This window comes from Paraburkholderia sp. C35, assembly GCF_003121405.1.
In the GTDB taxonomy this organism is placed as follows: domain Bacteria; phylum Pseudomonadota; class Gammaproteobacteria; order Burkholderiales; family Burkholderiaceae; genus Paraburkholderia.
Map to the genome: position 1 here is coordinate 1 of NZ_QBUY01000151.1, position 16,580 is coordinate 16,580.

The following is a 16,580-nucleotide window of genomic DNA, read 5'->3' on the forward strand; positions in this document are numbered from 1 at the left end:
ACGCTGAAGATCGTGGGCAGCGTCTGCTGTGTATCTGAGACAGCGGTAAAGGTGGCGGCTACGGTGGTGGCGCCGGCTCGGGCGGCGGTCACGGCGGTGGCAGCGGACACTGAGTGCAACGGGACGGCGCCCCCGCGCCGTCCTCACGCGACGAAACCATGCAGTGCGCAAACGCTTCCTGGCCAGCGTAGGCGGTGACGTCTCCATCCCCCGGTGGGACGTCACCGCCTGAGCCAGGAAGGCCGTCGGCGGCATGCCCGCAGCGTCACGACGCGAAGACAGGCAACAACGAGAGCGGTCCGGTCAAGCTGCAAAGAAAAACGCTTCGGAACCAAACCGCCCTCCTCGCCTCATATCAATTCAACGTTCGATATGAGGCTTCTTACATGCAACGACACTTCCCCCGCCCCGTTGCACGCATCGCATCGGGCTTGCTGATGGCTGCGCTGATGAGGGGCGCAGCGCTCGCCCAGGCGCAGAACGCCCCGCAAACGGCAACGCAAACCCAGGCCGCTCCGCCCGTCGATCCCAGCTTTTCCGCCTATTCGCTCGCGCAATCCTGCCAGCAGAAGTCCGATAACGTCGCGCATGGCCAGTGCGTCGGCGCGATACGCGGCATCATCCACGGGTATCAGTACGGCGTGCTGTTTCTGAGTCAGCGCTCGTCGCTGCCCACACAGGAAACGCAACGCGTGTCGTTGTGTCTGCGTGACGTGCCCGTCTCGACACTCGTCGATGAATTCGTGCAGGACGCCAGCCAGGTCAGCGCGGATTCGCTGAAGCGCACGCCCGCTGAAGTCGCCGTGCTCGGTTCGGTGCACATGCATCACGCGTGCGATTGATGCGCTGAACTACCCCGCACGGGCGCCGCGCGCTCACAGCATTTCGAGCGGGCGCTTGCTGCGCGGCGGGCGGAAATGCGCATCGATGGCGGCAAGGTCGTCGGCGGAAAGCTGCAGGCCGAGCGCACGATGGTTGTCGTGCACATGCTCGATGCGCCCGGACTTCGGAATCGCGAACACTTCGGGCTGGCGCAGCACCCATGCAAGCGCGACCTGAAACACGGATACGCCATGTGCATCGGCGATGCCGTCGAGCGGCGAGCGCTTCGGCAACCGTGCGTGATCGACGGGACTGTAGGCCATCGCGGGCATCTTGCGGCCCGCGAGCCACGGCAACAGATCGAATTCCGGCCCGCGCCGCGCAACGTTGTACAGAATCTGATTGGTCGCGCATGCATCGCCGTGCGGCACATCGACAAGCTCTTCCATATCGTCGACATCGAAATTGCTCACGCCCCAGTGGCGGATCTTGCCGTCGCGGCGCAACGCCTCGAAGCCCGCCACCGTCTCTTCGAGTGGCACGGACCCACGCCAGTGCAGCAGATACAGATCGATGTGGTCGGTTTTCAAACGCCTGAGCGACTGCTCGCACGCGTGCTGCACGCCGCGTTTGCTCGCATTGTGCGGATAGACCTTGCTGACGAGAAACACATCGTCGCGCACGCCTTGCAATGCTTCGCCGAGCAGCGACTCCGTCGCGCCCTCGCCGTACATTTCGGCCGTGTCGATCAGCGTCATGCCGAGTTCGATGCCGCCGCGCAGCGCGTCGATCTCGGCCTTGCGGCGCGACGGATGCTCGCCCATCTCCCACGTGCCCTGCCCCAGCTTCGGAATGCGTTCGCCGTCGGGCAGCGTCACGCTGGCGATGTCGTGCGTCATGGTTGCGTCCTCGTAAAGGGTGTCGTACAGATGCGCCGCCCCGCGTGGGCGCGGGCATCGTCAGGCTGCGCTGCATGGCAGCCGACAATGCAACGAGTGTAGCGCTTCATGGCAAACCGCATCGGCGTCCCGGCAAAACCCCGCTATAACGTGGCGCGCCGATGACATAGAATTGCCGCTTGCCCTACTTGCGTCCGTCACATGAACCCAGCCACGGAAGACCGTTGGCGCGACCTGCGCCCGGACCCGGAAAACGATACGCCGCTGTATCTTCAGCTCGCCCGCAAGCTCGGCACCGCGATCCATGAAAACCGCTGGAACGCAGGCGAAGCGCTGCCATCGGAGCGTGTGTTGTCGGATGCGCTCGGCGTGTCGCGCATCACCGCCCGTAAGGCGATTGCGCTGCTCGTCGAACAGGGCTTGATTCGCCGCTCGCAAGGCGCGGGCAGCTTCATCCCGCCGCGCTATGAAGATCCGCTGTCGCGTCTGTCGAGCTTCAGCGAAATGCTGCGGCGGCGCGGCTTCACGCCGAGCTCGCAATGGCTGTCGCGTGAAATCGTCCCAGCCAATCGCGACGAAGTGATCCAGCTCGGCTTGTCGCCCGCTGCCGCTGTTACGCGTCTGCGCCGTCTGCGTCTCGCGGACGGCATCGTGATGGCCGTCGAGAACTCCACTTTCCCGTCGTCGATCATCCCCGACCCGCAGGCAATCGGCGATTCGCTGTACACGTATCTCGAACAGCGCGGACTGACCATCGTGCGCGCGTTGCAGCACTTCCGCGCGGTCAATGCGAGCGACGAAATCGCGCAGCAGATGAGCATCGCGCCGAACGAGGCGCTGCTGCTGATCACGCGCGTCGGCTACACGGCCGATCAACGCGCGATCGAACTCACCGATACCTACTGCCGCAACGACTACTACGACTTCGTCGCGGAACTGCGCAAGTAAGGCAACGCGGGCAGGCGCGCCGCTCAATCCTCCCAGCGCGGCGCATCGGTGCCGATCGGCACGGGCGGCCGCGCATAGAACGCAGGCGTCTGCGACATCTGCTCGGCGGGCGCCGCCGCGCGCACGCGTCCAAACGGCGACTCCACTTCGTGCAGGCCGTCCTGTACTTCGTTGAAAGTGACGTCGGGCACGCGCCAGCCTTCCTCGATCTGTCCCATCGATTGCAGCCAACGGCCCGTCTGCGCCAGCGACAGCCGCACATGCCAGCTGCCACCTTCCTGCGCACGACGCGCGAGCGCCACCATCGCGCCGAACGCTGCGAGATAACCCGTCGCGTGATCGAGCGCCTGACATGGCAGATGCTTCGGCCCATCGACGCCCGCCGCACGGCTTTCCGTGTACGCGATCCCGCTCGCGGATTGCACCAGGCTGACGAAGCCACGCCGCATCGCCCACGGCCCCGCATGCCCATACGCCGACACCGACACGCAGACGATACCGGGCCGCAGCCGCGCCAGCGTCTCAGGATCGAAGCCGCGCGCCGCGAGCGAGCCGGGGCGATAGGCCTGCAGGAACACATCCGCTTGCGAGGCCAGCGCCTGCAATTGCTCGCGCGCCGCTGCGTCGCGCAGATCGAGTGTCGCGGAGCGCTTGCCGCGCCCGTTGTCGATCACGAGCGGCGCAATGTTCGGCAGATGCGGACCGTTGATCAGCAGCACGTCGGCGCCATGCTGCGCGAGCGCTCGCCCTGCAACCGGTCCCGCGATGATGCGCGACAGATCGAGCACGCGCGTGCCTGAGAGCGGCCGCTGCGCATCGCCACGCCCTGGCGCTTCGGGCGGCGCGTCACCCATCCGCGTGATTTCGAGCAGCGGCAGATTGGCGATTGCCTTCGCCTGATCGAGCGCCGCCCATTCGCGCGGCGAGCGGATCAGCGCGGCGCACAGGCCGGCGTCGGCGAGTGTCTGATCGAGCTTCGCGCCGTCCCAGCCGCGAATCGCCTCCGCGACCGCGCCGGGATCGCCGTCGCAGCCGAGCACCTTCAGCACGCCCTGCAGATGATGCGCAAAGTTCGTATGCAACTGGATCCAGCGGCCATCGCGCGTCGCGTAGAAGCCGGTCACGGGATGGCGCAGTTCGGCCGGCAGGCCGTCGTTCACGCGCAGATAGCGCTCACTGCGAAACGCGATCAGCGCGCGTCGCACGTTCACGTCGACGTTCTGCATGCGGCCCGTGCGCAGCCTGAAGCAATCGGCGGCGGCGAGCGCCATCGCCGCAATCGACGCGCTCGCCAGCGTCCCGACGCGAAACACCGAAGGCAACGCAGGATCGTTACCGTCGATCGACACATGATCGAGCAAGGCGGGATCACAACCGGCAACGGACCACAGATGATCGAGAGCGAGCTGGGGCGTCATGATGATCGGCTTCCTGAAAGAGCAGTCTGGTGAAGCCCAGTCTAGTTTTGCGTCTCGCCACGATCAATCTTGATTTATATAATCAATATATATTCGTTTCTTTGGCTTTCCACCTTCCATATGTCCACGTCACGCTATCTGTCCGCCGACGAAGCCGCCGCGATGCTCGGCATCACCGTCACGACGCTCTATGCGTATGTCAGCCGCGGCATGCTGCGCTCCGCGCCCGACGCGAACAGCAAGCGGCGTCTCTACGACGCGGACGAAGTGCGCCGCCTCGCGCGCCGCAAGGAAGACGGCAAGCGCGCGGGCAAGGTCGCGCAAAAGGTGCTGGATTGGGGCGTGCCCGTACTCGAATCGTCGATCACGCTGATCGCGGACGGCAAGTTGCTGTATCGCGGGCGCAATGCGATGGATCTGGCGCGCACGGCAACGCTGGAAGAAGTCGCCGCGCTGCTGTGGGAATGCAGCGCGCGGCGCATCGCCGAGGCGCCCGCCGTCCCGATTGCCGCCGCGCAGTGGTCGGCGTGGCTAAAGCTGTGGAGCGACAGCGCGCCGCTCGACCGTGCGCTTGTGCTGCTGCCGGCCGCCGCAGCGCAGATACCGCGCGTGTGGGCACTCGGGCGTGACGCGCAACTCGACAACGCATGCGCACTGATGCGCCTGCTGACGGGCGCGATGATTTCGGCGGCACCGTCGAATGAACCGCTGCAAAAGCAGCTTGCCAACGCGTGGGGCGTGCGCAACCGCGCGCAGATCAACCTGCTGAGGACGGCGCTCGTGGCGTGTGCGGACCACGAACTGAATGCGTCCACCTTCACGGTGCGCTGCATCACGTCGACGGGAACGCATCTGTTCGGCGCGGTCGTGGGCGGGCTTGCCGCGCTGTCGGGGCCGCGGCATGGCGGGGAAACGGCACGCGTCGCCGCGTTGCTGGATGAAACCGCGCGCGCCGCCGATCTCGACCGCTATCTGGCCACGCGGCTCGCGCATCACGAACTGGGCGCGCCGGGCGCCGTGATCTCCGGGTTCGGGCATCCGTTGTATCCCGATGGCGATCCGCGTGCGCGGGTGCTGCTCGAACTGCTCGATGAGCATGCGCCGGCGCGCTCGCCGCTCGTCGACGTGCAGCGCCTGGCGCGTGCAGTACGCGATACGACAGGCGCCGAACCGACCGTCGATTACGCACTCGCGGCCATCGAACGCGTGCTCGGCCTGCCCGCCGGCGCGGCCTTCACGCTGTTTGCGGTAGGCCGCGTGACGGGCTGGATCGCACACGCGATCGAACAGACAGGTGATGGCCGCCTGATCCGTCCACGCGCCCGATACATCGGGGCATACGAGGTCGACTGACCGCCGGCCTGAGAGGTAAGGTCGCGTTTCAGGCCGTCAGCAGCCAGCGAGGCATCCACGTCCAGCGCGGCGTGCGGCGGCGCTCGACGCGCACCGTATCGGCCGCCCCGCTCGTCACCGTCAGGGAAAGCCGCGCGCCGTCGCGTCCCGCGCTCAGCCAGGCAACGGCGCCGCGCTTCAGTTCAAACGATTCGCCAGGCGCGAGCCAGTAATCCTCAGCATCGCCTTCGACCGTCAGCCAGAGTTCGCCTGCCAGCACGTTCACGGCCAGCGGCTGCGCGACCCGCCAGGCGCTGGCCGGCTCGCCGTGTTCGAGTTCGAAAGTACGGATTTCACGCATCGCAGTGCTCCTTGAAGTGCTTTTTCGCTTGCATCCATTATTGTCGTGCGATGATCACTGTCACATGCACAGTACTGAACAGTTTCAAAAGAACTGTACAGCCAGAAAACCTGACAGTTGCTGGCGCATTCGCCGTGACAGATCGTGACGGACGGCTGCAAAAGGCTACGAAGCACGGGAAGGACGCAGGAAGGGACACGACCATGAAGCTCGACATCGAATTGAACCGCGACAATGGCGTGCCGCTGACCGAGCAGATCGTGAGCGGCGTGCAGGAATGGATCCGCTCGCGCACGGCCCATCCCGGCGCCAAGCTGCCGGCGATCCGCCAGTTCGCCACCGATAACGACATCAGCCGCTTTCCCGTGATCGAGGCTTACGACCGGCTGGTGTCGCTCGGCTATCTGGATTCGCGGCCCGGTTCCGGTTTTTACGTGGCCGAGCGCCATCGCGGATCGATGAGCGGCCAGGGCGCATCCGACCCGCGCCGCGCCGAAGACGAATCGACGCATATCCTGCAGCAGTTCAATCATCCGGGTGAATCGCTGAAGCTGGGCAGCGGCTTCATTCCTGAAGCGTGGCGCGACATGGACAGCCTCGCGCAGGCGATCCGCCATGTGTCGCGCACCGACGGCGCCAGCATGATCGATTACGCGACGCCGCTCGGCAACGCGACGTTGCGCGAGCATTTGCAGCAGCGCGTCGCACAACTCGGCATCGAAGCGGAAGCGTCGCAGATCCTGATCACCATCGGCGCGAGTCAGGCGATGGACCTGCTGATGCGCTATCTGCTGAAGCCCGGCGACACGATCTTTGTCGAAGACCCCGGCTACTACAACTTCAACGGCCTGCTGAAGCTGCATGGCGTGAAGCTGGTCGGCATTCCGCGCACCCGCAGCGGCCCCGATCTGGAAGCGTTGCAGATGCAACTGCAGCAGCATCGGCCGAAGGTGTTCTTCGTCAACTCCGTGTTTCACAACCCGACGGGCACGACGATCGCGCCGCCCGTCGCGTTCCGCCTGCTGCAACTCGCGCGCGAGCACAACTTCAAGATTCTCGAAGACGACATCTACGCGGACTTCCAGATCGATGTCACCGACCGCCTCGCCACGCTCGATCAGCTGGAACACGTGATCTACATCGGCGGGTTGTCGAAGACCCTGTCGTCGTCGCTGCGCATCGGCTATGTGATCGCCGACCACGCGACCATCAAGGATCTCGCCGACATCAAGATGCTGACGAGCATCGGCGGCTCGCGTTTTGCGGAAGCCGTGACCGTCGCGCTGCTCGAGCGCGGGATGTATCGCAAGCATCTGGACAGGCTGCGGCGGCGCATGCGCGACGCGCTCGGCGCGACCGTGCAGACGCTCGAAATGAACGGCTGGGAAGTGTTCGAAAATCCGCTGGGCGGCAAGTTCGTGTGGGCACGCGTGCCGCATGTCGAAGATGCGGACCGGCTGGTGGAGTGCGGTGCGCCACTTGGCGTAACCGTCGCGCCAGGCAGTTACTTTCGCCCGAATACGGAGCCGAGCCCGTGGATACGCGTCAACGCCGCGTTTGCGAATGATCCGCGTGCGAGGGCGTTTTTTGAGGCGGCGGTGAGGTTGGGGGCGTGAAATCCCGCCGAGGATGCTCGTTTGTCACTGGCTGAAGGCGCAGTCCATGATGAGCGCCGCGTAGTCCTGGCGGGCGGCGTACGCGCCGAGCAACGTGACAGTCAATCTCGACTCATCGACGGCATACGGCAAGATCGTGTTGTCCCGGTAATTGATGATGCGAATGCCGGGCGCGAGATCATCACGCGCTCTTCCGCGATTGGGGAAGGTGCTCAACGATTCGCAGAATTCAAGCACGGCACGTTGATAACGGTCGATCTGTGCATCTGATGCGCCTCTCAACTCCATGAACGACAGGATGGCGTCCAGCGAGTCGAGAAACTCTGGTGCGAAAACAACTGCATATCTCGTCATGCGGTTTTGTTCTTGCGGGTCTTGCGGCGCAGAGCGAGTTGCTTCGCAACGTCATCGGCCGACAACGCCTGAGATGGATCGGCCTTCATACGAAGATGCGCGGGAACGACTTCCTTTCTGAGCCACTCCTCGACAGCCTGATCGCGAGCCTTGAGAAGCCGAAGGCCATCGCGGATCACCTCGCTATCGTTGTTGTAATCGCCTCCTGCGCTGCGCTCGCGAACGAATTCGAGCAATTCGGGCGTCAACGTAATGGTTAAGCGTGCGCTTGCCATGATCGTTTCCTGGTCCAAAAGTGTATGACACTATCATACACTTTCCGGCATCGCGGAGCGCTTGCCCTGTAGACCACGCCGCCGCCCACCCCGCTTTTTCCTTAGAATATCGACTCCCCGCCCAGCCGCCCTGCCTCTGCTACATGTCCGAATCGACCGAATCCACGTCATCCGCTGCCAGCGACCGCACCGCGAAAACCGCGCCCACTGCCCGCTCGCTCACCGTGATGTTGAGGATCGTCGCGACGGGCTTCTTCATGCAGACGCTCGATTCGACCATCGTCAACACCGCGCTGCCCGCGATGGCGAAAAGCCTCGGCGAACTGCCGTTGCGCATGCAATCAGTGGTGATCGCGTATTCGCTGACGATGGCCGTGATGATTCCCGTCTCAGGCTGGCTCGCCGACAAGCTCGGCACGCGGCGCGTGTTCATGGCCGCGATCCTCGTGTTCACGGTCGGATCGCTGCTATGCGCGAATGCGCAGACGCTCACGCAACTGGTGCTGTATCGCGTGCTGCAAGGCGTGGGCGGCGCGATGCTGCTGCCCGTCGGTCGGCTTGCCGTGCTGCGGGTGTTTCCCGCCGAGCGCTATCTGCCCGCGCTGTCGTTCGTTGCGATTCCGGGGCTGATCGGGCCGCTAATTGGGCCGACGCTCGGTGGCTGGCTGGTCAAGATCGCATCGTGGCACTGGATCTTCCTGATCAACGTGCCCGTCGGCATCATCGGCGTGATCGCCACGTTCATCTACATGCCGGACAGCCGCAATCCCGATACCGCCCGATTCGACATGAAAGGCTATCTGCTGCTGATCATCGGCATGGTATCGATCTCGATGGCGCTCGACGGCCGCACCGAGTTTTCGATCCAGCACGCGACCATGCTGATGCTGCTGATCCTTTCGCTAGGCTGTTTCGTCGCCTACGGTTTGCATGCGGCACGCGCGCCCAATCCCATCTTCTCGCTCGATCTGTTCACGATCCACACCTTCAGCGTCGGGCTGCTCGGCAACCTGTTCGCGCGGATCGGCAGCGGCGCGATGCCGTATCTGATTCCGCTGCTGCTGCAGGTGAGCCTCGGCTACAGCGCGTTCGAAGCCGGTCTGATGATGCTGCCCGTCGCCGCGGCCGGCATGACGTCGAAGCGCCTCGTCACGCGCCTCATCATGAAATACGGCTATCGCCGCGTGCTCGTGTCGAACACGGTGCTGGTCGGCCTTGCGATGGCCAGCTTCTCGCTCACCAGCGAGCATCAGCCGCTGTGGCTGCGACTCGTGCAACTGGCGTTCTTCGGCGGCGTCAATTCGATGCAGTTCACGGCAATGAACACGCTGACGCTCAAAGACCTCGGCACGGGCGGCGCGAGCAGCGGCAACAGCCTGTTCTCGCTCGTGCAGATGCTGGCAATGAGTCTCGGCGTCACCGTCGCGGGCGCCTTGCTGACCACCTTCACGGGCCTGATGCCGAAAGTCACGGCCGCCAACTCACTGCCGGCGTTTCACGCCACGTTTCTGTGTGTCGGCCTGATCACGGCAGCGACCTCGTGGATCTTCGCGCAGTTGTCGGCGGACATCCGGCAGCCTGCCAAACGCGCCGATCCGCAAGAGCGCACGTGAACGGATCGGACTGAAGCAGCAAGCACGCCGTGAGCCGCGCGCCGAACCTTAACGGGGCGCGCGCCGCACCATCGGTGTGCGCCGCCGATCCGGCGCGCATGACAGCGTCACCGTTCCCGGCGCACAATCGCAGCGGCAGCAGAAGAAACCGCAGAGAACAGCACGACACGCGCGCAAGCCGGCCATCGAGCATGCGGTGGTTCGTCCTGCGCATGTTTCTTGCTGACCTATCCTGTAAACTTGACACTTTCGCGCGTTTTGCGCGGCCCGCTTCGCTTCTCAACCGATGACCGACACGATGAGCATGATCGAACTCGATCCTCCCGGCTTCCAGCCTCCGCGCCCCGTAGCAGGCGACGAAGGCTCGCGCCGCACCGTCCGGTATGGCGGCTACACGGTTTTCAGCGTGTTTCAGCCGGTGTTCTCGGTGTCGCACCGTCGCGCGATCGGCTATCACGCGTCGCTGCGCGCGCACGACGAGAACAGCAAGCAGGTGCCGTCCGCGGAAGTCTTCACGCAAGCCGCGCGGCGCGGCGATCTGCTCGAACTCGGGCGGCTCGCGGAATCGCTGCATCTGGGCAACTTCAACGCATTCGACAGCCACGACGAATGGCTCTTCCTGAGCCTGCACCCCGCTGCGCTGATGGACACGAGTTACGGCGACGCGCTGCTCGCGGGCCTGAAAGCGCTCGGCCTGCCGCCGCAGCGCGTGGTACTCGAAGTCTCCGAACAAGCTGGCGGCGAAACCACGCGCTTCGCCGAGATCATCGATTCACTGCGCAAGTCCGGCTTTCTGATCGCGCTGGATGGCTTCGGCGCGAAGCATTCGAACATCGACCGCGTATGGAATCTACGGCCCGATATCGTCACGCTCGACCGCTGCATCCTCGCGCAGGCCAGCGAGCATTCGCATATCGAGCGCGTGTTGCCCGGTATCGTGTCGATGCTGCATGAGTCGGGGCAACTGGTGCTGATGGGTGGCCTCGCCACCGAACGCGACGCGCTGATCGCGCTCGAATGCAATGTCGATTTCGTGCAGGGCACCTTCTTCGCCGCGCCGAGCGTCGAGCCCGTCGGCCGTCCGGCGACGGTGAGCCTGATGGACCGGTTGTCCGCCGCGCTGCGCGAGCGCGTGGCAGCCCGCGAGCGCGCTCAGGCCGAGCGCCTCGCACCGGTCGTCACGGCACTGGAAAGCGCTAGCGCGCATCTCATCGAAGGCAAAACGATGGCGGACGCCACCGCGCCGCTGCTCGAACTACGCGAAACGGCGCGCTGCTTTCTGCTCGACGGCTCGGGCCGCCAGATCGGCGACAACGTGCTGCCGCCGGGCCGCGCGTCGCAACGCGCGAAGCGCTTCCGGCCGCTGCTGCATTCGGAAGGCGCCAGCTGGGAACGCCGCCCCTATTTCATCGAGGCCGTGCGCGCGCCCGGCCAGGTGCATCTGACACCCCCATATCTGTCGATCAACGAGGCCCACCTGTGCGTGACTGCGTCGATTGCGGCAGAAACCACGCGCGGCATGCAGGTGCTATGCGTCGATATCAACTGGGAAGTGGCCGCGCATCGTAATTGAAGCGGCCTGGCTGCTGACGGGCTGCAGCAGTTGCATGACGGCTGCACGCCCGAACACGCGCACGGCGGGCGCAAGACGCATCGCCGCCGTGACGATGCGCAACGCGACAATCCGCTCGTCTTCGCCGATCGAAATATCCAGCAGCGCGTCGATCTCGCCGTCGCGCATCAACGCCACGGCGCGCATGCCGTTCATCGTTACCGTTTCCATCTCGTCGCCACGGCCGCGCATCGACAGCGTGATGGCAGCCTGTTCGGCTGTCGCGACGGCGTCGACAGTTTCAGGCGCGTCGCTGATCACGCTCGGCACGTCGCAGAATAGCCGCACGAGGCCCGCGCGATCCTGCGCCTCCATTGCCGCGCGCAAGCGCTCGACGATACGCGCATGCGCGGCGGGATCGGCGCGCTTCACGGGCACGCCTTCGCGCTGCAAGCGCTCTTTCGCGCGATGCACCATCTGCCGGCAGTTGGCGGGCGTCTTCGCGAGGATTTTGGCGATCTCTGCGTAGTCGCAATCGAATGCTTCATGCAGCACGAATGCCGCTCGCTCCTCAGGCTTCAGGCGCTCCAGCAGCAGCATCACGCCATACGACATCTGCACGGCTTGCAGCGCCAGGTCTTCCGCCGACGGCGCCAGCCCCTCGACCCACGGCTCCGGCATCCAGCCGCCCGAACGCGTGGTGCGCTCGATCTGCAGATGCCGCAACCGGTCGATTGCGAGCCGCGTGGTGATCGTGGTGAGCCATGCAGCGGACGAGCGCAGTTCGCCGGCGTCGGCGGCATGCCATTTGAGCCACGCGTCCTGCACGACGTCTTCCGCTTCGGCACGGCTGCCGAGCATCCGGTACGCGAGCGCGAAGAGTTTCGCGCGCACCGCCTCGAAATCCGCCGACTTCTGTCTGTTCATCTGTTCCATGCGTGCCGCTCCTGTGGCGTGGTTATCGGCTAGACGGCGCAGCCGCCCGCAATGTGACACGTCGACGCAAAAATTCTCATGTCACGCACCGCCGCGCGTTCGCGTCATGCGACTGAAACCCGCCCTGCGCGGGCCTGTCAGTCAACCAGCGAGGAACGCATGCAACGACACTTCACGCCACCCGCCGCTTCCGGCTTCAATCTCGTGCCGACCGTGATCGAGCAATCGAGCCGCGGCGAGCGCGCTTACGACATCTATTCGCGCCTGCTGCGCGAGCGGATCGTGTTTCTGGTCGGGCCTGTCAACGAACAGTCGGCGAGCCTGATCGTCGCGCAGTTGCTGTTTCTCGAATCGGAGAATCCTGACAAGGATATTTCTTTTTACATCAACTCGCCGGGCGGCTCGGTCTACGACGGTCTCGCGATTTACGACACCATGCAGTTCATCAAGCCGGATGTCTCGACGCTTTGCACCGGCTTTGCGGCCAGCATGGGGACGTTTCTGCTCGCGGCGGGCGCGCCCGGCAAGCGCTACGCGTTGCCGAATGCCCGCATCATGATCCATCAGCCTTCGGGCGGCGGCCAGGGCACGGCATCCGACATCGAGATTCAGGCGAAGGAAGTGCTGTATCTGCGCGAACGCCTGAACACGTTGCTCGCGGAACGGACGAACAAGAGCATTGCGCAGATCGAGAAGGACACCGATCGTGACAACTTCATGTCAGCCGATGCCGCCAAAGCCTACGGTCTCGTCGACGACGTGCTCACGAAACGCGTACCCGCATTTGCCGAACCCGTGCGCAGCGCGATGTAATTTTTATCGCACGCTTCAACGCAGGCGCGCGGCGAGATACGACGAAACCACCAGCCGGTATTCCCCGACTAGCGCCTTGCGGTCTTTCGGTTTCGCCGCCGCGTAAAGCGGATTCAGACTCTTCACCACCTGTAGCGCGACCTCAGCGACGCGGAACGCGTCGTCGTCCGATAACGCCGGGCTGTAGCGCTGAAACAGCTCGGCGAAGCGGCCGCGCAAGCGGTTGCGCGCCGCCGCATCGCGCCGGAAATTCAGCGACACCGACAACAGCGGCAGATACGCGGGCCGCGCCGCCATGAAATCGATCATCAGCGCGAAGATGCGCTCGACCAGTTCGTCGACGCTCCATGCATGCGCCGCTTCGCCCAAGGCGCTCCATTGCGCGTCCATTTCCTCGCCATAGCGTGTACGCAGCGCGAAAACAAGCGCATCCTTGTTCGGAAAGTATTGATAGACGGCGCCGATCGACGCGCCCGCGCGCTCGGCAATCGCCGTCATCGTCGCGGCGTCGAAGCCACGCTCGGCGATCACTTCGCCCGCCGCGTCGAGCAGCGCGTCGACGCGCTTTGCCGCGCGTTCCTGCTGGGGAATGCGCCGTACTTTTGGATTATCTGAGGCGAGACTCATGTTTTTCGCTTATCATGACATGAGGGCATCCTCACATATAGGTGACACATGACGCAAGCACTTTCCATCGATCCGCGCAGCACGGCCATCGTGCTGATCGACCTGCAGCACAGCAACGTGGGCCGTCAACTCGCGCCGCACGCCGCCGCCGATGTCGTCACGCGCTCCGTGCGCGCCGCCGATGCACTGCGCGCGGCGGGCGGCACCGTCGTGTTCGTGCGTGTCGATGTCGCACAACTGCTGTCCTTGCCTGCGGACGCACCGCTGCGTCCGCGCGATGCGCCGGCCCCGCCGCCGCAGGCATCGGACCTCGTGCCCGAATGCAATCTGCAACCGGGCGATCTCGTCGTGACCAAACGCCAATGGGGCGCGTTCTTCGGCACCGATCTGGAACAGCAATTGCGGCGCCGCCATATCCGCACGATCGCGCTGACGGGCATTGCGACCAATTTCGGCGTCGAATCGACGGCCCGCGCGGCGTTCGATCAGGGCTATGAACTGATCTTTATCGAAGATGCGATGTCGGGGCTGTCGGGTGAAACGCACCGCTTTCCCATCGAGCATATCTTCCCGCGCATGGGCTTTGTGCGCTCGACGGAAGAGTTCGTCAGCGCGATAGCCGAAACGGGGAGCTTCGGCGGCGCGTGAGCGCATCGCGGTCAATCACCGTGCAAAATCTCGATCGACGCCGCGTTGTGTGAGACCATCGAGCCTGCACTTCATTGGAGAAGCATATGGCGTCATCCCAGGATACCGTCAGCATGGCGCTGTTCTGCGATTTCGAGAACGTCGCGCTCGGCGTGCGCGACGCGAAATACGAAAAATTCGACATCAAGCTGGTCCTCGAGCGGCTGCTGCTCAAGGGCAGCATCGTCGTGAAGAAAGCGTATTGCGACTGGGACCGCTACAAGGGCTTCAAGGCCGCCATGCACGAAGCGAATTTCGAGCTGATCGAAATTCCACACGTGCGGCAGTCGGGCAAGAATTCCGCCGATATCCGCCTTGTCGTCGATGCGCTCGATCTCTGCTATACGAAGTCGCACGTCAATACGTTTGTCATCATCAGCGGCGATTCGGATTTTTCGCCGCTCGTGTCGAAGCTGCGCGAGAACGCGAAGCAGGTGATCGGCGTGGGTGTGCAGCGCTCCACGTCGGATCTGCTCACGGCCAATTGCGACGAATTTATTTTCTACGACGATCTCGTGCGCGAGAACCAGCGCGCCGCCGCGAAACGCGATAACGCGAAAGCCGCGCAACAGGCTGCGCAGCAGGCGTCGAAGCGCGCGTCGGACGGCGAGAAACGCAAGGAAGACCTCGAAACGCGCAAGACCAAGGCCGTCGATCTCGCCGTGCAGACCTTCGATGCGCTCGCTTCCGAACGCGGCGATAGCGGCAAGATCTGGGCCTCGGTACTGAAGAACGCGATCAAGCGCCGCAAGCCCGATTTCAACGAGACGTACTACGGCTTCCGCGCGTTCGGCAATCTGCTCGAAGAAGCGCAGTCGCGCGGACTGCTCGAAGTGGGCCGCGACGAGAAGTCGGGCACGTTCGTGTATCGCAGTGGTGGGTCTGCGGTGGCTGCATCGGTCGAGTCCGCGCCCGCTGAAGTTGTAGCACCGCGCGAGACCAACGAAGCGGGCGACGAATGGGCAGCGATGCCTGTCGCTGCCGAAGTCGTCGATGTGGAAGAAGCAACGATGACGGCGGCGTCCCTCGCAGCGGACCTGCCTGCCGATGATTTCGCCGAAGCATTGCCCGCTGCAGCGAATGGTCATGCGGACAACGGCAAGGGCGAATCGCGCCGCAAAGGACGCGGCACGCGCAAGCCCGCTGCAAAGAAGGCGAAGAAGACGAAAGCGGAACGCGTGGAACCGACCACGGTTGCAGCGGATTCGTCACTTCCCGCTGCCGAAGCGCACTCCGTCGCTGAACCCGTCGTGACATCGGACACGCAAGCGCCTGACGTCGAGCAGGCCGCGAAAGACGCGCCTGCTGCAAAGAAGCGGCCTTCGCGCAAATCGACGGCTCGCAGCCGCCGTCCTCGCAAGGCGGAGTCGGCTGGCGACGCAGAATAATCGACGCTCCATGTCAAAACGCCGCTCATTCGAGCGGCGTTTTTCATTGGTAATGCGCGACGTGCTTCACATGTTCGGATAGTTCGGACCGCCGCCACCTTCAGGCGTGACCCACACGATGTTCTGCGTCGGATCCTTGATGTCGCACGTCTTGCAGTGCAGGCAGTTTTGCGCGTTGATCTGCAAGCGGTGTTCGTTTGCGGCGGTTTTGATGAACTCGTAGACGCCTGCGGGACAAAACCGCGCTTCCGGTCCTGCATAGGTTTGCAGATTCACTTCGATGGGTACGCTGGCGTTCTTGAGCGTCAGATGCGTGGGCTGATTCTCTTCGTGATTCGTGTTCGAAATGAACACCGAGGTTAGGCGGTCGAACGTCAGCTTGCCGTCCGGCTTCGGATAGTCGATCGGCTTGCACTGCGACGCGGGTTTTAGCGTTTCGTGGTCACAGCGCGTGTGATGCAGCGTCCACGGCACGTTGCCTTTCAGCACCTTTTGTTCGATGCCGACCATCAGTGCGCCGAGGTACAAGCCCTTGCTCATCCATTGCTTGAAATTGCGGGCTTTGTATAGCTCCGTATGCAGCCATGACGCTTTAAAGGAATCGGGATACGCGGCCAGTTCATCGTTGTGACGGCCCGCTTGCACGGCGTCGAATGCGGCGTCGGCGGCGAGCATGCCTGTCTTGATGGCCGCGTGCGAGCCCTTGATCCGCGAGGCGTTCAGGAAGCCTGCGTCATCGCCAACCAGTGCGCCACCGGGGAAAATGAGCTTTGGCAGCGACATCAGGCCGCCTGCTGTGATCGCTCGCGCACCATACGAAACACGTTTCCCACCTTCGAGGTATGAGCGAATCGACGGATGTGTCTTGTAACGCTGGAACTCTTCGAACGGCGAGAGGTAGGGGTTCGAGTACCCCAACCCCACGACGAAACCAACCAT

Annotated in this window: 17 protein-coding genes; 9 read left to right on the forward strand and 8 right to left on the reverse strand. The window is 63.9% G+C overall.

The genetic code is table 11. The annotated features are described in order from the left end of the window. The first annotated feature begins 386 nt into the window (after window positions 1–386). A complete protein-coding gene (locus tag DK391_RS41105) occupies window positions 387–842 on the forward strand; it encodes a hypothetical protein (protein ID WP_109483741.1) in 456 nt (151 codons plus the stop codon). A 33-nt stretch (window positions 843–875) separates the two neighbouring features. Here the strand turns inward: DK391_RS41105 and DK391_RS41110 are convergent, their stop codons facing one another. Continuing rightward, the gene (locus tag DK391_RS41110) at window positions 876–1,721 is read right to left on the reverse strand and encodes an aldo/keto reductase (protein ID WP_109483742.1); all 846 of its coding nucleotides are present in this window, start codon (window positions 1,719–1,721) and stop codon (window positions 876–878) included. A gap of 201 nt (window positions 1,722–1,922) precedes the next feature. Between DK391_RS41110 and DK391_RS41115 the strand changes: the two genes are divergently transcribed. Beyond that, entirely contained in the window at window positions 1,923–2,669 is a 747-nt protein-coding gene (locus DK391_RS41115) for a GntR family transcriptional regulator (RefSeq protein ID WP_109483743.1), read from the forward strand. Between the two features lie 23 nt (window positions 2,670–2,692). Here DK391_RS41115 and DK391_RS41120 read toward each other — a convergent pair whose 3' ends face one another. Then, window positions 2,693–4,087, reverse strand: a complete 1,395-nt coding sequence (locus DK391_RS41120) for a CoA transferase (protein WP_109483744.1) — start codon at window positions 4,085–4,087, stop codon at window positions 2,693–2,695. A 120-nt stretch (window positions 4,088–4,207) separates the two neighbouring features. On the opposite strand from DK391_RS41120, the gene DK391_RS41125 reads away from it, so the two are divergent. Continuing rightward, the gene (locus DK391_RS41125) at window positions 4,208–5,440 is read left to right on the forward strand and encodes a citrate synthase family protein (protein WP_109483745.1); all 1,233 of its coding nucleotides are present in this window, start codon (window positions 4,208–4,210) and stop codon (window positions 5,438–5,440) included. Window positions 5,441–5,468: 28 nt separating this feature from the next. Here DK391_RS41125 and DK391_RS41130 read toward each other — a convergent pair whose 3' ends face one another. Next, the gene (locus DK391_RS41130; protein ID WP_109483746.1) at window positions 5,469–5,780 is read right to left on the reverse strand and encodes a DUF2917 domain-containing protein; all 312 of its coding nucleotides are present in this window, start codon (window positions 5,778–5,780) and stop codon (window positions 5,469–5,471) included. Window positions 5,781–5,983: 203 nt separating this feature from the next. On the opposite strand from DK391_RS41130, the gene DK391_RS41135 reads away from it, so the two are divergent. Beyond that, window positions 5,984–7,396 carry a PLP-dependent aminotransferase family protein gene (locus tag DK391_RS41135; RefSeq protein ID WP_109483747.1) on the forward strand — a complete coding sequence of 471 codons (1,413 nt, stop codon included), beginning with the start codon at window positions 5,984–5,986 and terminating at the stop codon, window positions 7,394–7,396. A gap of 24 nt (window positions 7,397–7,420) precedes the next feature. On the opposite strand, the gene DK391_RS41140 is transcribed toward DK391_RS41135, so the two are convergent. Then, window positions 7,421–7,750 (reverse strand): type II toxin-antitoxin system RelE/ParE family toxin, encoded by a 330-nt coding sequence (locus DK391_RS41140; RefSeq protein ID WP_109483748.1) that lies wholly within the window; start codon window positions 7,748–7,750, stop codon window positions 7,421–7,423. Beyond that, the gene (locus DK391_RS41145) at window positions 7,747–8,025 is read right to left on the reverse strand and encodes a type II toxin-antitoxin system ParD family antitoxin (RefSeq protein WP_109483749.1); all 279 of its coding nucleotides are present in this window, start codon (window positions 8,023–8,025) and stop codon (window positions 7,747–7,749) included. The genes DK391_RS41140 and DK391_RS41145 overlap by 4 nt, the downstream gene beginning before the upstream one ends. Window positions 8,026–8,168: 143 nt before the next feature. Between DK391_RS41145 and mdtD the strand changes: the two genes are divergently transcribed. After that, the gene (gene mdtD, locus DK391_RS41150) at window positions 8,169–9,638 is read left to right on the forward strand and encodes a multidrug transporter subunit MdtD (protein ID WP_109483750.1); all 1,470 of its coding nucleotides are present in this window, start codon (window positions 8,169–8,171) and stop codon (window positions 9,636–9,638) included. Between the two features lie 298 nt (window positions 9,639–9,936). Then, a complete protein-coding gene (locus tag DK391_RS41155) occupies window positions 9,937–11,211 on the forward strand; it encodes an EAL domain-containing protein (protein WP_109483756.1) in 1,275 nt (424 codons plus the stop codon). Here DK391_RS41155 and DK391_RS41160 read toward each other — a convergent pair. After that, entirely contained in the window at window positions 11,167–12,126 is a 960-nt protein-coding gene (locus tag DK391_RS41160; RefSeq protein ID WP_109483751.1) for a sigma-70 family RNA polymerase sigma factor, read from the reverse strand. The genes DK391_RS41155 and DK391_RS41160 overlap by 45 nt on opposite strands. A 159-nt stretch (window positions 12,127–12,285) precedes the next feature. On the opposite strand from DK391_RS41160, the gene clpP reads away from it, so the two are divergent. After that, window positions 12,286–12,939: an ATP-dependent Clp endopeptidase proteolytic subunit ClpP gene (gene clpP, locus DK391_RS41165; protein WP_109483752.1), complete on the forward strand. Its 654-nt coding sequence runs from the start codon at window positions 12,286–12,288 to the stop codon at window positions 12,937–12,939. Window positions 12,940–12,954: 15 nt separating this feature from the next. Here the strand turns inward: clpP and DK391_RS41170 are convergent, their stop codons facing one another. Next, a complete protein-coding gene (locus DK391_RS41170; protein ID WP_109483753.1) occupies window positions 12,955–13,566 on the reverse strand; it encodes a TetR/AcrR family transcriptional regulator in 612 nt (203 codons plus the stop codon). A 48-nt stretch (window positions 13,567–13,614) separates the two neighbouring features. Here DK391_RS41170 and DK391_RS41175 point away from each other — a divergent pair, with 48 nt between their 5' ends. Then, window positions 13,615–14,214, forward strand: coding sequence for an isochorismatase family protein (locus tag DK391_RS41175; RefSeq protein ID WP_109483754.1), 600 nt, complete (start codon window positions 13,615–13,617; stop codon window positions 14,212–14,214). 86 nt (window positions 14,215–14,300) lie between these two features. Next, window positions 14,301–15,641 carry an NYN domain-containing protein gene (locus DK391_RS41180; RefSeq protein WP_109483755.1) on the forward strand — a complete coding sequence of 447 codons (1,341 nt, stop codon included), beginning with the start codon at window positions 14,301–14,303 and terminating at the stop codon, window positions 15,639–15,641. A 66-nt stretch (window positions 15,642–15,707) separates the two neighbouring features. On the opposite strand, the gene DK391_RS41185 is transcribed toward DK391_RS41180, so the two are convergent. Then, on the reverse strand, window positions 15,708–16,580 hold an 873-nt coding region (locus DK391_RS41185), incomplete at its 5' end, for an electron transfer flavoprotein-ubiquinone oxidoreductase (protein ID WP_162601054.1).

Coding starts and splice junctions, on each gene's coding strand:
- DK391_RS41140 (WP_109483748.1), bottom strand. CDS start 7,750: ATGACGAGATATGCAGTTGTTTTCGCACCAGAGTTTCTCGACTCGCTG.
- DK391_RS41135 (WP_109483747.1), top strand. CDS start 5,984: ATGAAGCTCGACATCGAATTGAACCGCGACAATGGCGTGCCGCTGACC.
- DK391_RS41110 (WP_109483742.1), bottom strand. CDS start 1,721: ATGACGCACGACATCGCCAGCGTGACGCTGCCCGACGGCGAACGCATT.
- DK391_RS41130 (WP_109483746.1), bottom strand. CDS start 5,780: ATGCGTGAAATCCGTACTTTCGAACTCGAACACGGCGAGCCGGCCAGC.
- DK391_RS41125 (WP_109483745.1), top strand. CDS start 4,208: ATGTCCACGTCACGCTATCTGTCCGCCGACGAAGCCGCCGCGATGCTC.
- DK391_RS41175 (WP_109483754.1), top strand. CDS start 13,615: ATGACGCAAGCACTTTCCATCGATCCGCGCAGCACGGCCATCGTGCTG.
- DK391_RS41170 (WP_109483753.1), bottom strand. CDS start 13,566: ATGAGTCTCGCCTCAGATAATCCAAAAGTACGGCGCATTCCCCAGCAG.
- DK391_RS41115 (WP_109483743.1), top strand. CDS start 1,923: ATGAACCCAGCCACGGAAGACCGTTGGCGCGACCTGCGCCCGGACCCG.
- DK391_RS41160 (WP_109483751.1), bottom strand. CDS start 12,126: ATGGAACAGATGAACAGACAGAAGTCGGCGGATTTCGAGGCGGTGCGC.
- mdtD (WP_109483750.1), top strand. CDS start 8,169: ATGTCCGAATCGACCGAATCCACGTCATCCGCTGCCAGCGACCGCACC.
- DK391_RS41105 (WP_109483741.1), top strand. CDS start 387: ATGCAACGACACTTCCCCCGCCCCGTTGCACGCATCGCATCGGGCTTG.
- DK391_RS41155 (WP_109483756.1), top strand. CDS start 9,937: ATGAGCATGATCGAACTCGATCCTCCCGGCTTCCAGCCTCCGCGCCCC.
- DK391_RS41180 (WP_109483755.1), top strand. CDS start 14,301: ATGGCGTCATCCCAGGATACCGTCAGCATGGCGCTGTTCTGCGATTTC.
- DK391_RS41120 (WP_109483744.1), bottom strand. CDS start 4,087: ATGACGCCCCAGCTCGCTCTCGATCATCTGTGGTCCGTTGCCGGTTGT.
- clpP (WP_109483752.1), top strand. CDS start 12,286: ATGCAACGACACTTCACGCCACCCGCCGCTTCCGGCTTCAATCTCGTG.
- DK391_RS41145 (WP_109483749.1), bottom strand. CDS start 8,025: ATGGCAAGCGCACGCTTAACCATTACGTTGACGCCCGAATTGCTCGAA.